Genomic DNA, 20731 nt, shown 5'->3' with positions numbered 1-20731 from the left:
GCAGTCACTATGAAACTCCTCATCACACAGACCATTCCTGAAAAAAGTTACACTGGCCTGCCGTATTCCATAATTAATAAGCAAATTGCGACAAAAGAAATGGTCTTTTTACTTTAAAACCGCGCAATCAATAAAAAATGATAACAAATCGCACGAAAAAGCAAAAAACTGCAATTTCAGAACAGCGCCAGAACAGTGCCAAAAAACCAGCTTACAGTTCGACCAGATGGTCTTCCAGTTCGTTTTTATCGCCGGCTTCTTTGGGGATATGCAGAGCCAGCAAAGCACCGGCCTGACTGATCGCCTCAACAAATCCATCAGCGATTAAGCCGCTGGAAGCGTGATCGCTTAATGTTGCAACAATCTTATTCCAGTCATGCTGCTCAACCCTGGCATTAATGCCGGCATCTGCCACCACTTCTGCATAACGCTCAGCCAGCGAAACGAACAATAAAATGCCGGTACGCTTATTGGTCAGATGCACATTACGCGCAATGAACTGCTGCAGGGCATTGAGATGGGCCCGCCGGTAGCGCACACGATGCGGCACCAAAGCCATCCGCAGCCGAGGTACAAAAGCCAGCAGTACATTCATACAGATAAAAGCCGCCAGCAGTGACAGCGCAAATTTAGGTAGTGTCAGATCAAACCAGTAATAATGCGCCACAAAGGCCGCAATCACCGTCGTCACAATCATACCGCAGCAGGCAACAAAACCGGCAACAAAAAAGTAATCATCGCTACGCCGCGCTAATACAGCATAAATCTCGCCACCGGTTTGCTGTTCAGCGGCGCGGATTGCAGCGGCAATACGCTCCCGATCTGCCTGCGATAGCTGGTTATGTAAATGATTTTTCATAAAATTATCGCCCTTTACCAGCTACCCGATGCGCCGCCGCCACCTGAGGAGCCACCACCAAGCGCAATCGTAACACCCAGCCATTCATAACGGCCGGGTCCGATTTTACGCCCGAAGATCGGTGCCAGCACTGAAAAACCAAAACCACCAAAGAAAATTGAAACCCAGAAAATCAGGAAGATAATTTCAACCCAGTCTGTCTGGTCTTCAGCCTCCTGCTGGTTGCGCTTGGCACGCGCCTGCAATTCTGCACCTTCACCACGCAGAACCTGCAAAATATCGTCCACGCCTTTGGTAACACCAGTGCCGTAATCACCGCTACGAAACTCAGGAATAATCGCATTCTGAATGATAATGCTCGACACCGCGTCCGTCATCGTGCCCTCAAGGCCGTATCCGACCTCAATACGCACTTTGCGCTCATTAGGAGCAACCAGCAGCAAAATACCATTATTCTCGGTTTTCTGCCCGATAGCCCATGCCCGATAAAGCCGGTTGGCATAGGTTTCGATATCCATGCCGTTCAGGCTCGGCACTGTGGCAATAACAATCTGGTCAGAGGATTCTTTTTCATAGGCAGCGAGCTTAGCAATCAGATCCTGCCTTTGTGCAGGCGATAATATATCGGCACCATCAACAACCCGATCCGTCAGCGCAATTGCTGGCTTATCTGCTGTTTGCGTAAAACCTGCACTTGAAAACCAGAGACTGGTGAAAACCAGCACCAGCGCCAGCATCACCATTCTTGTCAGAGACTGGAAAACAGTTTTTTCAGGATATGCCGTAGAAACCATACCGTTTCCCTAAAGTTTATAACTGCACATGCACAACCGGCTAAAGAAATCCGAGCGGGCAGAGTAGCCCTGCCCGCTCGTCAGGTCAGTTAAATTTAACTGTCGGTGCTGCCTGCGATGCCGGATCAATCGTAAAGGTTGGCATTGCCTCATTGTTCCAGAACCACAATGTCTTCCAGAGCATTGTCGGCATTGTCTTCAGACCGGTATTATAAACTCGCACAGCTTCAATATAATCGCGGCGGGCTACAGCAATACGGTTTTCAGTGCCTTCAAGCTGCGATTGCAATGCAAGGAAGTTCTGATTGGCTTTGAGATCAGGGTATTTTTCGACCACAACCATCAGGCGCGACAGAGCGCTGCTCAGATTGGCCTGATTATCCTGAAACTGCTTGAACATTTCCGGATTATTCAGCATTTCAGGTGAAATCTGGGTCTGCGTTGCCTTGGAGCGGGCTTCAATCACCGCTGTCAGCGTTTCCTGTTCATGGGCAGCATAGCCCTTCACAGTTTCAACCAGATTGGGGATCAGATCCGTACGGCGCTGATACTGGTTGAGCACTTCGCTCCACGCAGCCTTCGCCTTTTCTTCATTTGTCGGAATAGTGTTAAAGCCGCATGCTGCCAGCATCGGCATCAGCATCAGCAAAACAGCAGTTACAAGGCCACGTTTTTTAAAAAACGAAACCGGATTCTGGGCAGACGTCAAAGCGGCATTCACACCAGTCATGGAGATCTCCTTGTCATCACTGCGTTAAGCGCAGATCAATCTTCAGAATAGGAATATAGCGCAAATTTTCAAATGAAAATACACAGTTAATATCAACACTGCGAACTCACGTGTACTGTTAATACCATATGTTCTGCAGCACAGGCTCAGAATAAAAAAGACCGCGCTCTCAAGAGAACGCGGTCTTTAAACAAAATGCTTTCACACCAGACCTATCATCTGATGTTTGGCAATAAGCAGATATTATTCTGCAGCTGGTGCTTCTTCAGCAGGCGCAGCAGCAGCGGCAGCGGCTTCTTCAGCAGCAGCAGCGGCTTTTGCAGCTGCATCTTCTTCAGCCTGCTTGGCCATTGCCAGACGTTCCATAGCTTTTTTGCCTGGTGCGCCTTTGGTTGGGTTGCTTGCAGCTTCACGCTTGGCAAGACCAGCCTGATCAAGGAAACGCAATACGCGGTCTGTTGGCTGCGCGCCGTGACCGATCCAATACTGAACGCGTTCAGCATTGATGGTTACGCGGTCTTCCTTGTTAACCAGGGTCGCATTCCATGAACCCAGCTTTTCGATGAAACGGCCGTCGCGTGGTGCGCGAACATCAGCAACAACGATGTGGTAGTAAGGACGCTTCTTGGAACCGGCACGTGCCAAACGGATTTTAAGGGACATAATGTAACTTCCTTTTAGATGATAAATTATTGCGATCGGTCATCGCAAATTCGGTAGCACCGCTTAATGCGGCAATTTAACTTCCACTGTGATTGGCAGCGGTATGCTCATGATGCCGAATGACTTCCTTAACGATGAAGTTCAGGAATTTTTCAGCAAAATCAGGATCGAGGCTGGCGGTTTGTGCCAGACTGCGAAGACGTTCAACTTGTCGTTTTTCACGGGCAGGATCAGCGGCATTTAACCCGCGCTCAGCCTTGAGAACTCCGACAGCCTGTGTGCAGCGGAAACGTTCAGCCAGCATATGGATCAACGCTGCATCAATATTATCAATCGATGCACGCAAGGCCAGAAGTTCTGCCGGAATTGTCTGTTGTTCACTCATAATGCTCACTTCTTCTTTGGCAAGCCCGGAAGACCAGCAAGTCCGCCACCCAGCCCCGGAAGCTTTGGCGCACCTAATGGTGGCAAACCACCACCCATAGCACCGCCCATTTTACCGGAACCGAAGCCTGCAGCTTCAGCCTGTTTCTGCAGAGCTTCCAGCTGTTTAGGATCCATCGATGACAGATCAGGCATACCGCCCATACCACCAAGGCCGCCCATACCGCCACCAAGCCCCATTTTGCCGGCAAGGCCACCCATCATCTGCTTCATCATTCCGCCTTTGCCCTTCCCCATAGCTTTCATCATATCAGCCATCTGGAGATGCATTTTCAAAAGCTTGTTGATATCGGCAGCATTGGTACCCGAACCTTTGGCAATACGTTGCTTGCGGCTATGTTTAAGCAAAGCCGGATTGGCGCGCTCAGCCTTGGTCATTGAGCCGATAATCGCGAGCTGGCGGTCAAAAATCTTATCATCAAGACCGGCAGCAGCAACCTGATTCTTAATCTTGCCCATGCCTGGCATCATGCCCATAATACCGCCCATGCCACCCAGTTTTTTCATCTGGTGCAACTGGTCAGCAAGATCATTGAGATCAAACTTGCCAGCCTGCATTTTCTTGGCCATCGCTGCCGCTTTTTCGGCATCAATGTTTTCGGCAGCTTTTTCAACAAGGCTGACAATGTCACCCATGCCGAGAATACGGTCAGCAATACGCTTCGGATAAAACTCCTCCAGCGCATCCATTTTTTCGCCGGTAGCAATAGCTTTAATCGGCTTGCCGGTCACAGCGCGCATTGAAAGTGCTGCACCGCCGCGGCCATCACCATCCATACGTGTGAGGATGATACCGGTAATGCCAACACGCTCATCAAAATTGCGCGCCAGATTGACCGCATCCTGACCGGTCAGACTATCGGCAACCAGCAGAATTTCATGCGGATTGGCGGCTGCACGGATATCCGCCATTTCCACCATCAGCGGCTCGTCAATATGTGTACGACCAGCCGTATCAAGGATCACGACATCATGGCCGCCGAGCTTGGCAGCCTGCACAGCACGCGCAGCAATCTCAACCGGCATTTGTCCGGCAATAATCGGCAATGTATCAACACTGACCTGAACACCGAGCTGGCGCAGCTGTTCCTGCGCGGCAGGACGGCGTGTATCCAGCGATGCCATCAGAACTTTTTTCTTCTGGCGTTCTGTCAGACGTTTGGCAAGCTTACCGCTCGTGGTGGTTTTACCCGAGCCCTGCAAACCAACCATCATAATCACCACAGGCGCAGGCGCATGCAGATCGATCGACACACCTTCAGTGCCGAGCATTTCAACCAGTTCGTCATGAACGATCTTAACGACCATCTGACCCGGCTTGATGCTTTTCAGAATTTCAGCGCCAACCGCTTTTTCACGGACACGGTCGGTAAAACCACGAACCACTTCCAGCGACACATCCGCTTCAATCAGCGCACGGCGCACTTCACGCAACGCACCTGCCACATCGGCCTCAGAAAGAGCGCCGCGTCCGGTCAGGCCGTTCAGAATGGAGCCAAGACGCTCCTGAAGTGATTCAAACATCGTAATTTCCCAATCTGTCCCGGCTCAGTTCAGACCCGATATGCCGGATCCAAAAGCAGGTTCATTCCAAAAATCCTATATCAGACCAGACTTATAAGCCTGAACCTGTACTCAAAGCAAAACAGCACCCGAGGGCGCAACGCGCTGTCGGATGTTGACCTCCGGGATCTGTTTATACCATACGGGTCCCGGTCGGCTGCCTGAGAACTTATACTCATAGCGGAATTATCGCGCGTTCTTACAATATATGCCATTTGTGAGTCAAGCTTTGGCAATGAAAAACCCGTATAAACGGCAAGTCTCCATAACAATACAAAACTGTGACCAAAAAACAGCGACCTCAATCAAAGCCACAGACAGGCAGCCCTGCGCCTCATTCAGACCACATTCAGCAGACATCGCCCTAAAACTGAGTATAAACAGTTTTGAAATCATCAGCTTTCTGTAAAACACTGTTAACCATATAAACCTATAAAGCATCAGAGCAAAGTTTCAACGGGGCAGCGACATGCGGTCAAAGACCATCAAATCCACTCTTCGTCATCTCACATTGAGCGCCATTGGTGTCATCGCACTTTCCGGCGTTGCACAGGCTGCACAATGCGGCAATACCGGCGCCGGCTTTCCGGCATGGGTACAAAGCTTTAAGCAGGAAGCTGCAAGCCGCGGCATCAGCAAAAAAGCGCTGGCAGCACTCGACAATGTCAAATATGCAACCGCAACAATTAATGCTGACCGTAACCAGAAGAGCTTCAAGCTTTCCCTGAACGACTTCATGCAAAAGCGCGGCTCAACCACCATTATCAATCGTGGTAAAACGCTGAAAAAGCAGAATGCCGCCTTGTTTGCGAAAATCGAACAGCGTTATGGCGTGCCTGCAGGCCCGTTGCTGGCGATCTGGGGCATGGAAACCGGCTTTGGTAATTATCTTGGCAAGCAGCATACATTGTCAGCTGCCGCGACACTGGCCTATGACTGCCGCCGTTCAGAGTTTTTCACCAATGAACTTTATGCAGCTTTGCAGCTGATCCAGCGCGGCGATCTTAGCCCGAATGCGGTTGGCGCAATGCATGCAGAAATCGGCCAGACACAGTTCTTGCCTTCCAGCGTGCTTAAATATGGCGCAGATGGCGATGGCAATGGTCATATCGATATGGTTGGATCACGCGCTGATGCGCTGGCTTCCACCGCAAATTTCCTGAAAGCCCATGGCTGGCGCGCAGGTGCCGGCTATCAGCAGGGTCAGCCAAATTATGGCGCCATTCAGGGCTGGAACGCCGCCAGTGTTTACCAACAGGCAATTGCCATTATGGGTAAAGCCATCGACGGTAACTAGAGCACGTCACTATCAAGTTGAATCAACTTGATAGGCATGACAATGCGAAAAGCTATTTTCTAGAGCGAGCGCTGCGATCCAACCTGATCGTTCCCCGCTCTAGAGCTGTTTCAGGAAAAGTGGGAACCGGTTTTCCGTCCGAAACTGCGCTTAAACAAATAGATAGAGCGGTTTTTCTGCTTCAATAAAAAGTGAAAACTCTCTAAAATACCAAATGATAAAAACAAAAAACCGGCTGTGCAGCCGGTTTTTTTATAATCTAAACTCGTAATTTAAGCTGCCGGATCGGCCTCTTGCTCAGCGTCAGCCGGCATTTCATCCACATCGGGGCGAATAAAATCACCGCTCTCGGAATCCATCACCCATAATTCGCCGGTTGAAATATCAAACCATGCGCCGTGCAGTGTGAGTCGTCCTTTTTTCTCCAGAATATCCACGCAAGGAAAACTGCGCAGATTGTTCAGAGAATAACGGATGGAAATGCGTTCTAAAGCCGTCTGGCGTTCCGATTGCGTCATCAGCGTATTGGCTGTGATTGTCTCGGCAGCAGGAGCCAAAAGGCTCATCCATTTGCCAATAAAATCGCCCGGAGACAACGGCTGGCTGTCGAGATCCAGCGCTGATTTAATGCCGCCGCAGCGCCCGTGCCCAAGCACAACAATATGCTTGACCTTAAGGCTCTGCACAGCAAATTCCAATGCAGCGGATGCCGCATGATATTCACCATCCGGCTCATAAGGCGGAATCATATTGGCAACATTGCGCAGAACAAAAATTTCACCCGGACGGGTATTAAAGATGATCTCAGGAGCAGCACGGGAATCACAACAGGCAATAACCATTGTTTCCGGTGTCTGGCCTTGATCTGCGAGTTCCTTATACCGCATGCGTTGCTCAGAAAAATCTGACGCCATGAAGCTGCGATAACCGGAGAGAAGTGTGTCGGGAAGATCTACCATGATTTTTCGATAAACCCATATTGGTTCAAGATCAATCTAATATCTGCCTAATATTTGCCAAAAACCAATCAACTTCTTACCGCTCAGGCACTCATACCATTATCAGGATGTACCAGCCGGCGCAGTTGCACCATCGCCATCGGACGCTCGAGGCTGGAAGCATCAGCCTCCAGCATCAACTCATCAGAGCCGCGTTTTGCTGCCCGCGCCAAAATTTCAAACACCGCAGCCGTGGTTGTCTGCAACGCTTTTTCATCATTCATCCCGCTCATTTTACGGGCAAGAAAGACCGCCGATGTCAGATCGCCCATGCCATTGCCGGGCCCTTGCACGATGCGATGCTCGGCCATCAACGCCTGTGTACGAGAAACCAGAACATTGCTGATACTATCGCGCATCAATGCAAAAGCGGAAGTTATCAGCATCGTATCGGGGCCTGCGCGCATGGCCGCTTCCATAAGCTCCTGATTATTAGTCGGCTCGCTTTGGGTCAGCCATCCGAGCTCATAGCGGTTGGGTGTGGCAATATCTGCCAATGGTAATAGTAAATCACGAATAGCTACCGCTGTGGCCTCGGCCACATACAGCCCTGTAGTATCGCCAATGACCGGATCGCAAATATATTGCAGCTTCGGATTGCGTAATTTAAGCGTGGCAATCAAATGCGCCACCGCCTTTACCTGTGCGGCATTGCTCATAAAACCGGTCAGCACTGCACTGACCTCGTCTAGCCATGGCGCACGCTCGATATCAGCAATCAATGTGGAGAATTGCGCTTCATCAGGAATGATCCGGCCTGCAGGACCATGCCCCGGATGCCACGGCAATATCACCGTCGGCACTTCCCATACCGGATGACCAAGGCGCTCCAATGCAAACACTGCCGCTCTGTTGCCAATGGAGCCACGCACCACATGGCTGGAAATAACGATTACGGCACTGGTACTGGTCGGCGCAGAAGCAGTCATGGCATTACTCGGCAATCATTGCGGATGAAGATGTTTGAGAAGTTACATCATAATCCGCAAACATGGAAACGCTGACGCAAATAAAATCTGCGCAGTCTTTCAGCTTAAATCTTCACTCAATCAATGCGGATAATCAGCTTGCCAAAATTTTTACCCTCCAGCAGCCCGATAAAGGCCTGAGGTGCATTTTCAATCCCGTCGACAATATCTTCACGATAGCGCACCTGACCATTTTTAACCCATTGTGCCATCTGCTCATAAAAGACCGGTCGCTGATCACTGAACTCGCGCTGGATAAAACCGCGTATCGTCAGGCTTCTGGACAGGATTGCCCCCATCAGGCGTGGCAGCCGGTCAGGGCCTTCAAACAAACCGGTGCTATTATATTGTGCAATCAATCCGCAAACCGGTATCCGCGCAAATTCATTCAGCAATGGTAATACGGCGTCAAACACTTTGCCGCCAACATTTTCAAAATAAACATCAATACCAGATGGACAGGCATCTTTAAGCGCCTCGGCAAAATCCGCACGATGATGATCAAGCGCAACATCAAAGCCAAAGTCATCTGTCAGAGCGCGGCATTTATCGGCTCCGCCGGCAATACCAACAGCGCGCGCATTTTTGATATGCGCAATCTGCCCGACCGCGGAACCAACCGGTCCGCTTGCGGCCGCTACAACCACAGTTTCACCGGCTTTTGGCTTACCAATGGTTAAAAGCCCTGAATATGCTGCAAAACCCGGCATCCCAAGAACCCCAAGTGCAGTGGTAACGGGTGCTGCATCCGGATCAAGTTTGCGTAACGCCGCCCCTTCGGCAAGTGCATATGTCTGCCAGCCGGAATACGACAAGACCATATCACCAACCGCAAAACCCTGATGACGGCTGGCTATAACCTCACCAACTGTGCCACCCTCTATAGGGTCGCCAACAGCCAGCGGTGCTGCATAGGATTTGGCGTCACTCATCCTGCCGCGCATATATGGATCAAGTGATAGATAACGCAATTTAAGCAGAACCTGCCCGTCAGCAGGCTGCCCAACCGCGGCTGTCTCAATCCGAAAATTCTCCGGAACCGGTTTACCAATCGGACGCGAGGCAAGCACAATACGCTTTGTTGAAATTTCAGTCATAAGCAACCGATCCTTTCATAACGTGAAACAGCTTCAGCAACCAACTGTCTGCTTTCCTGAGCAAAACTGCCAGCCTTATCTTTGTGTCCGTTTCAACGACAGGGAATTATTGTTCGCTTTCACAGCATATAAACAAAAAACCCCGCCAATGCGGCGGGGTTTTTTACGATCAGGATCAGTTTTTCATATGGCCTGAAAAGTTTTTAATTTAGCCCATCGTCGGAATGACAAACTCGGCACCGTCTTTAACGCCAGACGGCCAGCGTGATGTCACGGTTTTGGTTTTGGTGTAGAAACGGAAGGCATCAGGGCCGTGCTGGTTGAGATCGCCGAAGCCAGAACCTTTCCAGCCACCGAATGTGTAATAAGCAATTGGCACCGGAATTGGTACATTGATACCAACCATACCAACCTGAACACGGCTTGCAAAATCACGTGCAGCATCACCGTCACGGGTGAAGATTGCAACACCATTGCCATATTCATGTTCATTTGGCAGTGCCAGTGCTTCTTCATAAGTATTGGCGCGTACCACGCTCAGCACAGGGCCAAAAATCTCTTCTTTGTAAATCCGCATATCTTTGGTCACATGGTCGAAGAGGCAGCCGCCAAGATAGAAACCGTTTTCATAACCCTGCATTTTGAAATCGCGGCCATCAACAACCAGTTTTGCGCCTTCTTCAACACCGAGATCAACATAACCGCGTACGCGCTCCAGTGCCTGACGGGTGACCAGAGGACCATAATCAGCGCTTGCATCAGTAGAAGGGCCGATTTTGAGACTTTCAACACGCGGAATAAGCTTTGCCATCAAACGTTCAGCGGTGTCATGACCAACCGGAATAGCAACTGAAATTGCCATGCAGCGCTCACCGGCAGAGCCATAACCGGCACCGATCAGTGCATCCACAGTCTGATCCATATCGGCATCTGGCATAATGATCATATGGTTTTTAGCGCCACCAAAGCACTGTACGCGCTTGCCGTTGGCACAACCGCGCGCATAAATATATTGCGCAATCGGGGTAGAACCAACAAAGCCGATGGCTTTAACATCCGGATCATCGAGCAGCGCATCCACCGCTTCTTTATCACCATTGACCACATTGAAAATACCGGCCGGAAGGCCAGCTTCCATAAACAATTCAGCAAAGCGCATCGGCACGCCCGGATCACGCTCGGAAGGCTTGAGAATAAATGCATTGCCGCAGGCAATCGCCGGTCCTGCTTTCCACAGCGGGATCATTGCCGGAAAGTTAAACGGCGTGATCCCCGCCACCACACCGAGCGGCTGGCGCATCGAATAAGTGTCGATACCAGTACCGGCAGAATCCGTAAATTCGCCCTTCATCAGATGCGGGGCGCCTAAGCAAAACTCAATGACCTCGAGACCGCGCTGAATATCGCCTTTGGCATCCGGAATGGTCTTGCCGTGTTCACGAGCCAGCAGTTCAGCAAGGCTATCATATTCTGCCTCCACCAATTCAAGAAATTTGCGCAACACGCGGGCACGGCGCTGCGGATTGGTAGCGGCCCACTCAACCTGAGCAGCTTTGGCGTTTTCAACAACCCCGCGCACTTCTTCTTTTGTCGCCAGCGCAACATGGCCAAGAACCGCACCATCCATCGGCTGATAAAACTCTGTGCTGCGCCCGCTTGTTCCGGCCACATGTTTACCGCCAATGAAATGTCCGACCTGTTTTACCATTTTGCTCTCCCTGAAATTATAAATTCGAATTCAACTTCTATTGCGCTATCATCGCCCTGCAAAAAATAGTTTTCAATAGCTCAAAAAACGTATCCGTTGTGCAAAAATGCATATAAGCTTAGATCATGAACTGGGATGATATTCGCATATTCCTCGCTATTGCCCGCTCCGGACAAATTCTCGGCGCGGCCAAAAAGCTCGGCCTCAACCACACCACCGTATCGCGGCGGCTGACAGCGCTTGAAGCCAGCCTCAAAACCACATTGCTGATCCGTCGCACCAATGGCTCGGAACTCACTCAGGCCGGAGAGGAGTTTCTGCTTTCAGCAGAGCGCATGGAGGCAGAAATGCTAACCGCGCATGCCCATCTTGCCAATGCCGATATCGCCATTTCCGGCATCATTCGCATTGGCGCGCCTGACGGCTTCGGGGTTAATTTTCTGAGCCCCAGACTGGCAAGATTTTCAACGCTATATCCTGACCTGACCATTCAGCTGGTTCCGGTTCCGCGTTCATTTTCACTATCGCGTCGTGAGGTGGATATTGCTATCAGCGTTGAGCAACCGGCAACAGGACGGCTGGTTGCCCGCAAACTCACCGGTTATAATCTTGGTCTTTATGCGCATAAAAACTATCTTGCCCGCTTTGGCACCCCTGAGACGATAGAGGATTTAAACACTCACCGGCTGATCGGTTATGTGGAAGATCTTGTGGCTACGCCGACACTCGATTATGCACGTGAAATCAGCCGCGAATGGAAGCCCGGCTTTGAAGTCTCAAGTGCGCTGGGTCAGGTAGAGGCTGTTAAAGCGGGGGCTGGCATTGGGATATTGCACGGGTTTATCGCCCGCGAATATCCGGATCTGATCGAGATATTGCCGCACAAACGTATTCAGCGGTCTTATTGGCTGTCTTATCATGAATCCGCACGTACATTGCGCCGCATTCATGCCGTTGCCGATTTCATCGCAATGCTGGTAGAAAAAGAGCGGCATTTATTCAGCTGAGATTAATCGATGGTAGCGCAATCGCAGTAAAACGAGCGTCGCAATCAACACGATTACTGGCACGATCAGCGACCAGATACCAATATAATTATACAGCACTGCGCCTGATACCGCACCGCATACCAGCGACATCCAAACCGCCACATGCTGCAGCCAACGCTTGCGCGGCATGTGCCCGCGCAAGCCATTTGCCAGATCACTGGCTGCATTGAAAATTGTGCCCGTTACAAAAGTTGTACCTAGCCGCGCTGAACCATGGGGTTGAAACACGGCATTTTGCGCACCCATAGCACTCGCCAGCAGCACCATCGGCATATAGAGGGCATCCACAGTCTGATTTAAGACCAGAACACTGAGTAGCAGGATAATGACCAGCACCATTACCGGGCCGGAATACCAATGCGCATCATTAGCTCGGATAAACGCTGCAATAAAAGCACCACAGAAAAACATACCGATCAGAATAAGCGGCATCATAAGGTTTTGCGCACGTAATAATTGAGCAGCACTGCCCTCGGGTCCGCTCATGGCCAGCCCCAGCTGTGTGGTATTCCCGCTCATAAAAGAAGCAAAATATCCACCCAGCTCAATGAAAGCCAAAGCATCAATGAAACCGGCAACGGCCGTAAGAACTAATCCGGTTAACAATCTGACAGGTGGTATCATCAAGCTCACATCAATTAAAACGCAAAGAATAATCATATAGATGAACTCATGAATTATTTTCTGAGTTCACATTGCCGCAAGATACTCTTTACCTGCCCTAAAACAAAGCCTGCCGGATTTTAGACCGGCAGGCTTTTAAATTCATGTTTTTTGTCTGATCAGGCGCGCTTTACCAGTCGCAGAATTACCAGCAAGATCACCGCACCGATAAAGGCGTTGATAATTGAACCAACTATGCCTGCTCCAACTGCAAAGCCCAGACGCGGAAACAACCAGCCGGCCAGAAATGCACCGATGATACCAACAACAATATTACCTAAAACACCAAAACCGCCGCCCCGCACGACCTGACCGGCCAACCAGCCAGCAACAAGACCAACGATAAGAAATACCAGTAAGCTCTCTATACCCATTATAATCTCCAATACAAAATCTTTGCCCGTTTCATACAAGCTGCGATGATTAATCTATCTGTGCGCAGATTTTAAAGCTCACAAGCATATACTTCCCATACACATATGAACTCCGTCATAAACATAACGCGAAAGTGACGAAATGGCTGCATGGATCTGCAAAATAACTCAGCAACAGCATAAAGTCCTGCAATAGAAGGATTCTGACAACACTCTTATAGTTATTTTCTTACTTGTAAAAATTACACTCTAACAAAATGCTTGCTAAATTTCAGTAAGTTAATAGAGTTGCTGCATACACTGCTCTCTTATGGGGATACGAAGGTGGAAGCCATCTGGGATGCCGCAGCGGAAAACACCTCTGGAACATCAGAAACATCATCTCCGCCTCAGGCAGGTCCGGCTCTGTTTCAGGCAGGCTTACCGCGCTTTCCTATTATCGATAACCGTAATGACCCTATCCTTGATACAATTGTGGCCATGGCGGCCAGTATTTGCGAAGTACCTGTTGCAGCCATCAATCTGATATCGCAGGAACAGCAAAAATTTAAAGCGGTCTTCGGTATCAGCATTGACACACCTCCGCTTGAACAATGCTTTTGTCGTCAAACTATACTCGACGATGATATTTTTATTGTCAGCGACGACGATATCCATTCTGCCTTAAACGGTGAGCCGGCTTCTCAACCCAGCACATTTTACAAGTTTTATGCCGGCTTAAAATTGACAAGCAGTTGCGGCACTATTTTTGGTACCTTGCTAATACTCGATAAGCATCCTCGTCATTTACAATCACAACAAATCAAAGAATTACGCCGTCTCGCACGTCTCGCCAGCTCGCATATGGAGATGCAAATCCTCTATCAGGAGCAACAACATAAAGAGCAGCTTAATCAGCTCATTATTGAAAATGCGTTGGATTATGCGATTATCACCACAAGTCTGAGCGGGAAAATTACCAGCTGGAATGCCGGCGCAAAAAAACTATTTGGCTGGAATGCAGCAGAAATTCTGAACCAATCAGTTGATATTCTATTTACTCCGCAAGAGCGTGATAAGAATATCCCTGAAATTCGCCGTATCAATGCCCTGCATCATCAGCAGGATACTGTAGAGCGCTGGCATATACGCAAGGATGGCAGTCTGTTTTGGGCAAGCGGCCAGCTATTACCACTTTATGACAATGACGGACAAATCCAGGGCTTTCTCAAAATCCTGATCGACCGGACTTTTGCCCGCGATCAGCAGGAAAAACTACGAGAACATGAGGAAATGCTTCGCCTTTCTCAGGAAGCCGGCGGCATCGGTGTTTTTGACTTTGACTTTATAACCCATACCCTCACTGTGACCGATCAAATCAAGCGGATTTACGGTATTGATCCCAATGTTAGCATCAGTATTGAATTGTTTGAAAAACTCGCTGGCACAGATGATGCCGGTAAACCAAACCTCATCAGAACTCTGGCTGATACAGTAACTGCTCGGCCATTTACACAACAGACCGATCATCGTGAATACCGCATTCGCCGACTTGATAATCATCAGGAATGCTGGGTCGCACGCTCAACAGAATTACTGAGTGATGAAAAAGGCAAAATCATTCGTATGCGTGGCGTAATACAAGATATTACAGCCCGCAAAAATGCTGAACAACAGCAGGCCGTGCTTACGGAAGAGCTTGCTCATCGCAGCAAGAATATTCTGGCGGTGATACAGGGCATTGCCAATCAGACCTTGCGCAGTACAACCGGTGCCGAAGAAGCCCGCGCAGCTTTTGAAGCCCGCATTATGGCGCTGAGTAAAGCACAAGATGTACTCACCCATGGTGCCAGTTCTGCCAACGCTCAATTATCTGAAATTACCGCAAACAGCCTGTCCATTCATGTCGGCGCTGATAAAGCACGTGTCCATATTGAAGGCCCACCGGTGACCCTTGGCTCGAAACAAGCACTGTCGATGGTTATGGCACTGCATGAGCTGGGTACCAATGCAGTTAAATATGGCGCGCTCTCCAATGCGGATGGCAGCATTGAAATTCAATGGCATTTTGCCAATGATCGTTTTGTTTTTTGCTGGAAAGAACGTGGGGGTCCGCCTGTGAACAAGCCAACAAGACGCGGCTTTGGCTCGCGCCTGATTGAGCGCACTTTAGCAGCCAGTCTGGGCGGCACCGCAGAATTACAGTACCTGCCGGAGGGGCTTGTGTTCCGGCTTGATGCCCCTGCCAATATGAGTAAATGCTGAAACTCTCAGTCATCAGCCTTGTTTCCGGCTGATAACTGCTTTTAGAATAGTGTTATATCAGCCTAAGTGTCTGAAGGCCTGAATAACCTGATCATAAACACCGCGCTTAAACGGCACGATCAGCTCCGGCAGTTCCTGCATCGGTTTCCACGCCCATTGGTCAAATTCGGCCTCATGGCCACCAGGCGGCGGATTGATTGCAATCTCGCTCTCATCTCCCTCGAAGCGATAAGCAAACCAGCGCTGTGTCTGACCACGATATTTGCCATGCAGCGCGAGCCCCAGCAAATGCGGTGGCAAATCATAATTAATCCAATCTGGCGCCTCCGCCAGAAGGCTGACCGAGCGCATGCCGGTTTCTTCATAGAGTTCACGCAATGATGCTGATTTGGGGTCTTCCCCCTCATCAATGCCGCCTTGGGGCATCTGCCATAGCTGGGTCGCGCCATCCATCTCGCCATTAGGCTCCACGATGCGGCGACCTGCCCAAACCTTGTCCTCAGCGTTTAATACCATAATACCAACACAAGGACGGTAAGGCAGTGTTGTCAGATCACGTTTTTCAGTCATTTTTTACTCTTCACTATACATATAAGACAAAAAACGCGGGAGACAGACCCCGCGTTTTTTTTATTTTTATCGTTGCTCACTGCTTAGCAGATTTTGGCAGATCTTTTTTAGGATCCGGCGGAAAAGCCGCATTGGCCATTTCCCCGCGCAGCAATTTCAGCGCCTCATTCAGCTGAATGTCATCCTTAGGCTCAAGCGGCACATAGGCAGATGAACCGGAACCAGCATCATCTTCATCGGCACCTTTGATATGGCCTTTAAGACCTGCTTCGCCTTTAGTAACAACATCGCGACCTTTAAGCTCATCCGGCAATGGCTGTTCCACCTTGATATCCGGTGTAATGCCCTTGCCCTGAATGGACTTGCCTGAAGGTGTGTAATAAAGCGCGGTGGTGAGACGCAAGGAACCGTTTTCGCCAAGCGGGATAATGGTCTGCACTGATCCCTTACCAAAGGACTGAGTTCCGAGCACAGTTGCGCGACGATGATCCTGCAGCGCACCGGCCACAATTTCAGACGCACTGGCAGAACCGCCATTGATCAGCACGATGACCGGTTTGCCCTTGGTGAGATCGCCCGAACGGGCATCAAAGCGGGTCACATCCTGTGGATCGCGGCCACGGGTTGAAACAACTTCGCCTTTATCAAGGAAAGCATCGGAAACGCCGACGGCCTGATCCAGCAAACCACCCGGGTTAAGACGCAGATCAAGCACATAGCCTTTCAGCTTGTTGTCAGGCACCTGTGACTGAATATCCTTAATGGCGTTTGTCAGATCATCGGAGGTTTTTTCCGTAAACGAAATCACCCGCAGATAACCGACATCATTCTCAACACGGTAGCGAACTGCTTTAACCTTGATGATCGCGCGTTTGATCGACAGCTTGATCGGTTTGTCAGCGCCCTGACGGATAAGTGTCAGCTCGATCGCATCATTAACCGGTCCGCGCATCTTATCCACAGCATCATTCAGCGTCATACCACGCACTTCGGTGCCATTGATCTGGGAGATCAGATCGCCCGCAAGCACGCCTGCTTTGGATGCCGGCGTGTCATCAATCGGAGCAATAACTTTGACCAGATCATTTTCCATGGTCACTTCAATGCCCAGACCGCCAAACTCACCCTTGGTCTGCACGCGCATATCCTGCGCAGCTTCCGGGTTGAGATAGGAAGAATGCGGATCAAGCGATGTCAACATTCCGTTGATCGCGGTTTCAATCAGCTTTTTATCTTCAGGCGGCGTCACATATTGCTGGCGCACACGCTCAAAAATATCACCGAAAATCGCAAGTTCTTTATAGGTGTCGTTATTGGCAGCGTTGGCTGATGAAGCCGGAGCCCCTTGCACAACGACCATCGCCGAAGCCCCCATCAAGGCACCTGCGAAAAGAAGCGACAGTTTACGTATCATCTTGTGTCCTTCCGGAATGCCTGTCGGTCCACCAAGGGGTCGGATCGACGGATTTCCCATCTTTTCGAAATTCTATGTAAAGCATCGGTGAAGAATTACCACTATCCAGTGAAGCCACACTGGTTAAAAGCTTATCTCCCATAGCCCCAACCGGTTCGCCAGCAAGGACAAACTGCCCCTGAGCTACATTGATTCTGCCCATACCTGCCATGACGATATGATATCCGCCACCAACATCAAGGATCAAGAGCTGACCATAGGAGCGAAATTGCCCAGCAAAAAGCACAACGCCATCAGAAGGTGACGTAATCGTGGCATTTTTTGGTGTTTGTAACATTTCTCCGGCCTGAGGCCGCCCGAAATCGTCTTTCTGACCAAATTTCTTTGTGACCTTACCGCTGACAGGCAAAACCAACTGCCCCTGTAAGGTAGTAAAATCTACCCGTGCGGAAAGAAAATTTTCATTTGGTTGCGCAGCGCGCTCCTGCCCTTGTGCCAAACGCTGCTCTTCAGCCTCGCGTGCGGCATCAGCAGCAGTGCGTACATTATCCATCCGCTCCTGCAATGAGGCGATCAGATCTTTTAAGGACGTGGCTTTTTTTGCCAGCTCTTCAGAATGCGCACGCTCTGCAAGCAGGTTCTCTTCAGACTGACTGTATAGCTTTTTCTTTTCTTCCAGCAACAGCTCCTGCTTTTGACGTTCTTCCATCTGTGCCATCCGGCTTTCTGTCAAACGTGCCTGCTCATCACGGATACCCGCCTGCAGCCGCTGCATTTCTTTCAGGTCGCCCATCAGCTCTAAGGTCTGCTCACGCATCTCCGGCACCACAGCACCAAGCAAAACCGCAGAGCGCACAGAGGCAAGCGCATCATCTGGGCGCACCAGAATAGCCGGTGGCGGATTAAGCCCCATCCGCTGCAATGCAGCCAGCACCTCGGCCAGCACAGTGCGCCGCGCGCGCAGCGAAAGCCGGATGCCATCTTCCTGCTCGCTCAGCGCCGTCAGCTTTTGGCCTGCAGCCTCAATATCTTCAGATAGTTTCTTGTCGGTTTTAGCCGATTGAATGAGCGCCGCAGTCAGGGTCGCCTGATCTTTCTTCAACTCCGCAACGCTGGCTTCAAGCTTTTCCAGTTTTTCTTGAGACAGCGCAATTTCGCTGGTAACCGCTTCCAGACTGCCGGAAACTTTTTGATGCTCTTGTTCAAGCGGCACCGGAACTTGTGCCGGCTCCTGCGCTACAACAACACCAGTCATAGCCATCAGCACAATCACAGGCATTACCAGAAACATGCGCCTCTGATCGCTTGCAATCGCATTCATGAAATTTGTGCAACCCAATACACTGATTATTTTCTTCACCGGTCTAAAACTGATTTGTAATAAGCGTTCAATTGTAACGGTAAATATATAACAAAAAAATATCAAACCCGGTGATACGGGTGACCGGAAAGAATTGTCACGGCGCGATAGAGTTGTTCAGCAATTAAAATACGTGCCAATTGGTGCGGCCAGGTCATTTTGCCCATCGCTAATACCAAATCGGCTCGCGCGCGCAATTGCGGATCGTGCCCGTCGGGACCGCCAATGGCTAAAATCAGTTGCCTTTTACCGCCATCGCGGATTTTACCAAGCTGCTCGGCAAAAGCTTCAGAGCCTAGTTCTTTGCCGCGCTCATCCAGCAGGATCAGCGCTGCGCCATTATCCAGTGCTTCATGCAAGCGCACCGCCTCATCAGCCTTACGCTGGTCGGCAGTACCACCCCTGCTTTCAGTGATTTCGCTGACACCGGTAAATTCAAAACCCAATGGCGGGCCGGATTTTGAAAAACGGTCAAAATACCGCTCTGCCAGCTCCTTCTCAGGTCCAGCCTTCATTTTTCCGACCACATACACTGAAACACGCATAATCAGCAAAACCTCTGCCCGCCAACGACACTACCTGTCAGGCAGTTTTTACTGCGTCACTCAGCTGTATACCTGCGACGCAGTACTATTTTGAAAACTGCATAAAGTGAATTCATGCAGCATCATAATCAATGAACTGATTTTTTGCTTGCCTTGGTTTGATCTGCATCAGGTGTGACCCAGATTTTTTCAAGATTGTAAAATTCGCGGATTTCCGGATGGAAAATATGGATAATAATATCACCAGTATCCACCAGAACCCAATCAGCCCCTTCAAGACCTTCGATCATCATATCACGCACACCGATTGCTTTCAGTGCAGTCAACATATGATCGGCCACCGCACCAACATGGCGCTGTGAACGGCCGGAAGCGATAACCATATAATCGCCCAGCGCAGATTTTCCGCGCAGGTCGATAGAAATGATATCTTCAGCCTGGGAATCGTCAAGGCTTGCAAGCAAGACCTCTAAAGCATGAGACACAGAGGCTTCGCCGCTGATCTTTGCTGGTGAAGGAGTGTTAACTTCCTTCTTTTCAATAGCTGTTCTCAATGAGTACCTTTCCGAGAAGAACAACGCCACACGGCAAACACTGCTCGCGTAACTATAAAAGTGGCAGAGACCTGTGACTGTTTCAAGACACAGGCTCCCATATTTTTTGTACTGTCAATAACTGAAGTCAGTCAGCACAATATTCGTATCAGTCATCAGCCTGCTGTCGACGCAATTGCGTAGAAGACAATTCCGACTGGGGGCCATGAATAAACACCCATGCCGGAGCCTTACACAGTGGCAATCGAGCAGCCTCAGCTTCAGGTAAACGAGCGGCACTGAATTGCTGCGCCATCACCGAATTTTCTGCTGCAAAATTCGAACCCGGACGATTGATCACCGCAATCGGATAGGTGCGCACAATCTCTTCCCATTCCTGCCAATGGTGGAAACTGTCAAGATTATCCGCCCCCATAATCCAGACCAGATGGGCATCAGGATAATGTTTGCGAACCAGACCAAGCGTATCAGCGGTATAGCGCACCTGAAAGGATGCTTCAAAAGCCGTCACGCGCATACGCTTATCGGTAATCAGCTTTTCACTCAACTCTATCCGCTCATAAAGCGGCGCCAAGGCGCCACTATCCTTGAGAGGATTGCCGGGTGTTACCATCCACCAGATTTGATCCAGCTTTAAACGCTCTAAGGCAAGCTCTGCCACAAGAACATGTCCGGCATGGGGCGGATTAAACGAACCACCGAATAATCCGATTTTCAAGCCGTTTTTTTCACCAGACTTGCCATCAGCTTTCACATCAGGCATCTGCAGGTACCGTGGCGGAATGCGTTTGAAAGCTTCTATATCAGATGTCTTCGCTTTATCCGCCATGGTTTTTA

General features: G+C 49.9%; 21 protein-coding genes. 3 read left to right on the top strand and 18 right to left on the bottom strand.

The annotated features are described in order from the left end of the window. Nucleotides 1-211: 211 nt before the first annotated feature. The 6 genes from MP213Fo_RS09490 to ffh all read right to left on the bottom strand — a co-directional run bounded on the left by MP213Fo_RS09490 (nt 212) and on the right by ffh (nt 5014). The gene (locus MP213Fo_RS09490) at nt 212-859 is read right to left on the bottom strand and encodes a TPM domain-containing protein (protein WP_421088789.1); all 648 of its coding nucleotides are present in this window, start codon (nt 857-859) and stop codon (nt 212-214) included. Nucleotides 860-873: 14 nt separating this feature from the next. Continuing rightward, entirely contained in the window at nt 874-1587 is a 714-nt protein-coding gene (locus MP213Fo_RS09485; RefSeq protein WP_421091088.1) for a TPM domain-containing protein, read from the bottom strand. Between the two features lie 151 nt (nt 1588-1738). Next, on the bottom strand, nt 1739-2383 hold the full coding sequence (locus tag MP213Fo_RS09480) for a LemA family protein (RefSeq protein WP_421088788.1): 645 nt from the start codon (nt 2381-2383) through the stop codon (nt 1739-1741). A 243-nt stretch (nt 2384-2626) separates the two neighbouring features. Beyond that, entirely contained in the window at nt 2627-3046 is a 420-nt protein-coding gene (gene rpsP / locus MP213Fo_RS09475) for a 30S ribosomal protein S16 (protein ID WP_421088787.1), read from the bottom strand. Between the two features lie 76 nt (nt 3047-3122). Then, nucleotides 3123-3431 carry a chorismate mutase gene (locus MP213Fo_RS09470; RefSeq protein ID WP_421088786.1) on the bottom strand — a complete coding sequence of 103 codons (309 nt, stop codon included), beginning with the start codon at nt 3429-3431 and terminating at the stop codon, nt 3123-3125. A 5-nt stretch (nt 3432-3436) separates the two neighbouring features. Continuing rightward, nucleotides 3437-5014, bottom strand: a complete 1578-nt coding sequence (gene ffh, locus MP213Fo_RS09465; RefSeq protein ID WP_421088785.1) for a signal recognition particle protein — start codon at nt 5012-5014, stop codon at nt 3437-3439. A 508-nt stretch (nt 5015-5522) separates the two neighbouring features. Here ffh and MP213Fo_RS09460 point away from each other — a divergent pair. Next, nucleotides 5523-6350, top strand: coding sequence for a lytic murein transglycosylase (locus MP213Fo_RS09460; RefSeq protein WP_421088784.1), 828 nt, complete (start codon nt 5523-5525; stop codon nt 6348-6350). 272 nt (nt 6351-6622) lie between these two features. Here the strand turns inward: MP213Fo_RS09460 and MP213Fo_RS09455 are convergent, their stop codons facing one another. The 4 genes from MP213Fo_RS09455 to MP213Fo_RS09440 all read right to left on the bottom strand — a co-directional run bounded on the left by MP213Fo_RS09455 (nt 6623) and on the right by MP213Fo_RS09440 (nt 11121). Continuing rightward, on the bottom strand, nt 6623-7309 hold the full coding sequence (locus tag MP213Fo_RS09455) for a carbonic anhydrase (RefSeq protein WP_421088783.1): 687 nt from the start codon (nt 7307-7309) through the stop codon (nt 6623-6625). Nucleotides 7310-7392: 83 nt separating this feature from the next. Then, nucleotides 7393-8277: a pyridoxal kinase PdxY gene (gene pdxY, locus MP213Fo_RS09450; RefSeq protein WP_421088782.1), complete on the bottom strand. Its 885-nt coding sequence runs from the start codon at nt 8275-8277 to the stop codon at nt 7393-7395. A gap of 116 nt (nt 8278-8393) precedes the next feature. Continuing rightward, nucleotides 8394-9413 (bottom strand): NADP-dependent oxidoreductase, encoded by a 1020-nt coding sequence (locus tag MP213Fo_RS09445; RefSeq protein WP_421088781.1) that lies wholly within the window; start codon nt 9411-9413, stop codon nt 8394-8396. Nucleotides 9414-9621: 208 nt separating this feature from the next. Further along, on the bottom strand, nt 9622-11121 hold the full coding sequence (locus MP213Fo_RS09440) for a CoA-acylating methylmalonate-semialdehyde dehydrogenase (protein ID WP_421088780.1): 1500 nt from the start codon (nt 11119-11121) through the stop codon (nt 9622-9624). A gap of 125 nt (nt 11122-11246) precedes the next feature. Here MP213Fo_RS09440 and MP213Fo_RS09435 point away from each other — a divergent pair, with 125 nt between their 5' ends. Further along, nucleotides 11247-12128, top strand: a complete 882-nt coding sequence (locus MP213Fo_RS09435; RefSeq protein ID WP_421088779.1) for a LysR family transcriptional regulator — start codon at nt 11247-11249, stop codon at nt 12126-12128. On the opposite strand, the gene MP213Fo_RS09430 is transcribed toward MP213Fo_RS09435, so the two are convergent. Both MP213Fo_RS09430 and MP213Fo_RS09425 read right to left on the bottom strand, forming a co-directional pair. Continuing rightward, entirely contained in the window at nt 12117-12794 is a 678-nt protein-coding gene (locus MP213Fo_RS09430) for a YoaK family protein (protein ID WP_421088778.1), read from the bottom strand. The two genes, MP213Fo_RS09435 and MP213Fo_RS09430, sit on opposite strands and share 12 nt — an antisense overlap. A gap of 158 nt (nt 12795-12952) precedes the next feature. Continuing rightward, on the bottom strand, nt 12953-13207 hold the full coding sequence (locus tag MP213Fo_RS09425) for a GlsB/YeaQ/YmgE family stress response membrane protein (protein ID WP_421088777.1): 255 nt from the start codon (nt 13205-13207) through the stop codon (nt 12953-12955). A 324-nt stretch (nt 13208-13531) separates the two neighbouring features. Between MP213Fo_RS09425 and MP213Fo_RS09420 the strand changes: the two genes are divergently transcribed. Then, a complete protein-coding gene (locus MP213Fo_RS09420) occupies nt 13532-15451 on the top strand; it encodes a sensor histidine kinase (protein ID WP_421088776.1) in 1920 nt (639 codons plus the stop codon). Nucleotides 15452-15508: 57 nt separating this feature from the next. Here MP213Fo_RS09420 and MP213Fo_RS09415 read toward each other — a convergent pair whose 3' ends face one another. The 6 genes from MP213Fo_RS09415 to MP213Fo_RS09390 all read right to left on the bottom strand — a co-directional run bounded on the left by MP213Fo_RS09415 (nt 15509) and on the right by MP213Fo_RS09390 (nt 20723). Beyond that, nucleotides 15509-16021 (bottom strand): RNA pyrophosphohydrolase, encoded by a 513-nt coding sequence (locus MP213Fo_RS09415; RefSeq protein WP_421088775.1) that lies wholly within the window; start codon nt 16019-16021, stop codon nt 15509-15511. A gap of 76 nt (nt 16022-16097) precedes the next feature. Further along, on the bottom strand, nt 16098-17435 hold the full coding sequence (locus MP213Fo_RS09410) for a S41 family peptidase (RefSeq protein WP_421088774.1): 1338 nt from the start codon (nt 17433-17435) through the stop codon (nt 16098-16100). After that, nucleotides 17425-18726 (bottom strand): murein hydrolase activator EnvC family protein, encoded by a 1302-nt coding sequence (locus MP213Fo_RS09405; protein ID WP_421091087.1) that lies wholly within the window; start codon nt 18724-18726, stop codon nt 17425-17427. Before MP213Fo_RS09405 ends, MP213Fo_RS09410 begins: the two co-directional genes overlap by 11 nt. A 131-nt stretch (nt 18727-18857) precedes the next feature. Beyond that, nucleotides 18858-19340 (bottom strand): 23S rRNA (pseudouridine(1915)-N(3))-methyltransferase RlmH, encoded by a 483-nt coding sequence (gene rlmH / locus MP213Fo_RS09400; protein WP_421088773.1) that lies wholly within the window; start codon nt 19338-19340, stop codon nt 18858-18860. 128 nt (nt 19341-19468) lie between these two features. Continuing rightward, nucleotides 19469-19894: a ribosome silencing factor gene (rsfS, locus tag MP213Fo_RS09395; protein ID WP_421088772.1), complete on the bottom strand. Its 426-nt coding sequence runs from the start codon at nt 19892-19894 to the stop codon at nt 19469-19471. Between the two features lie 148 nt (nt 19895-20042). Beyond that, nucleotides 20043-20723 (bottom strand): nicotinate-nucleotide adenylyltransferase, encoded by a 681-nt coding sequence (locus tag MP213Fo_RS09390; RefSeq protein WP_421088771.1) that lies wholly within the window; start codon nt 20721-20723, stop codon nt 20043-20045. Nucleotides 20724-20731 lie beyond the last annotated feature (8 nt).

This window comes from Pseudochrobactrum mosebachae, assembly GCF_048914685.1.
Taxonomy (GTDB): domain Bacteria; phylum Pseudomonadota; class Alphaproteobacteria; order Rhizobiales; family Rhizobiaceae; genus Pseudochrobactrum.
Note: the sequence above shows the minus strand (reverse complement) of the source record. Positions and strands in the feature narration are given on the sequence as shown.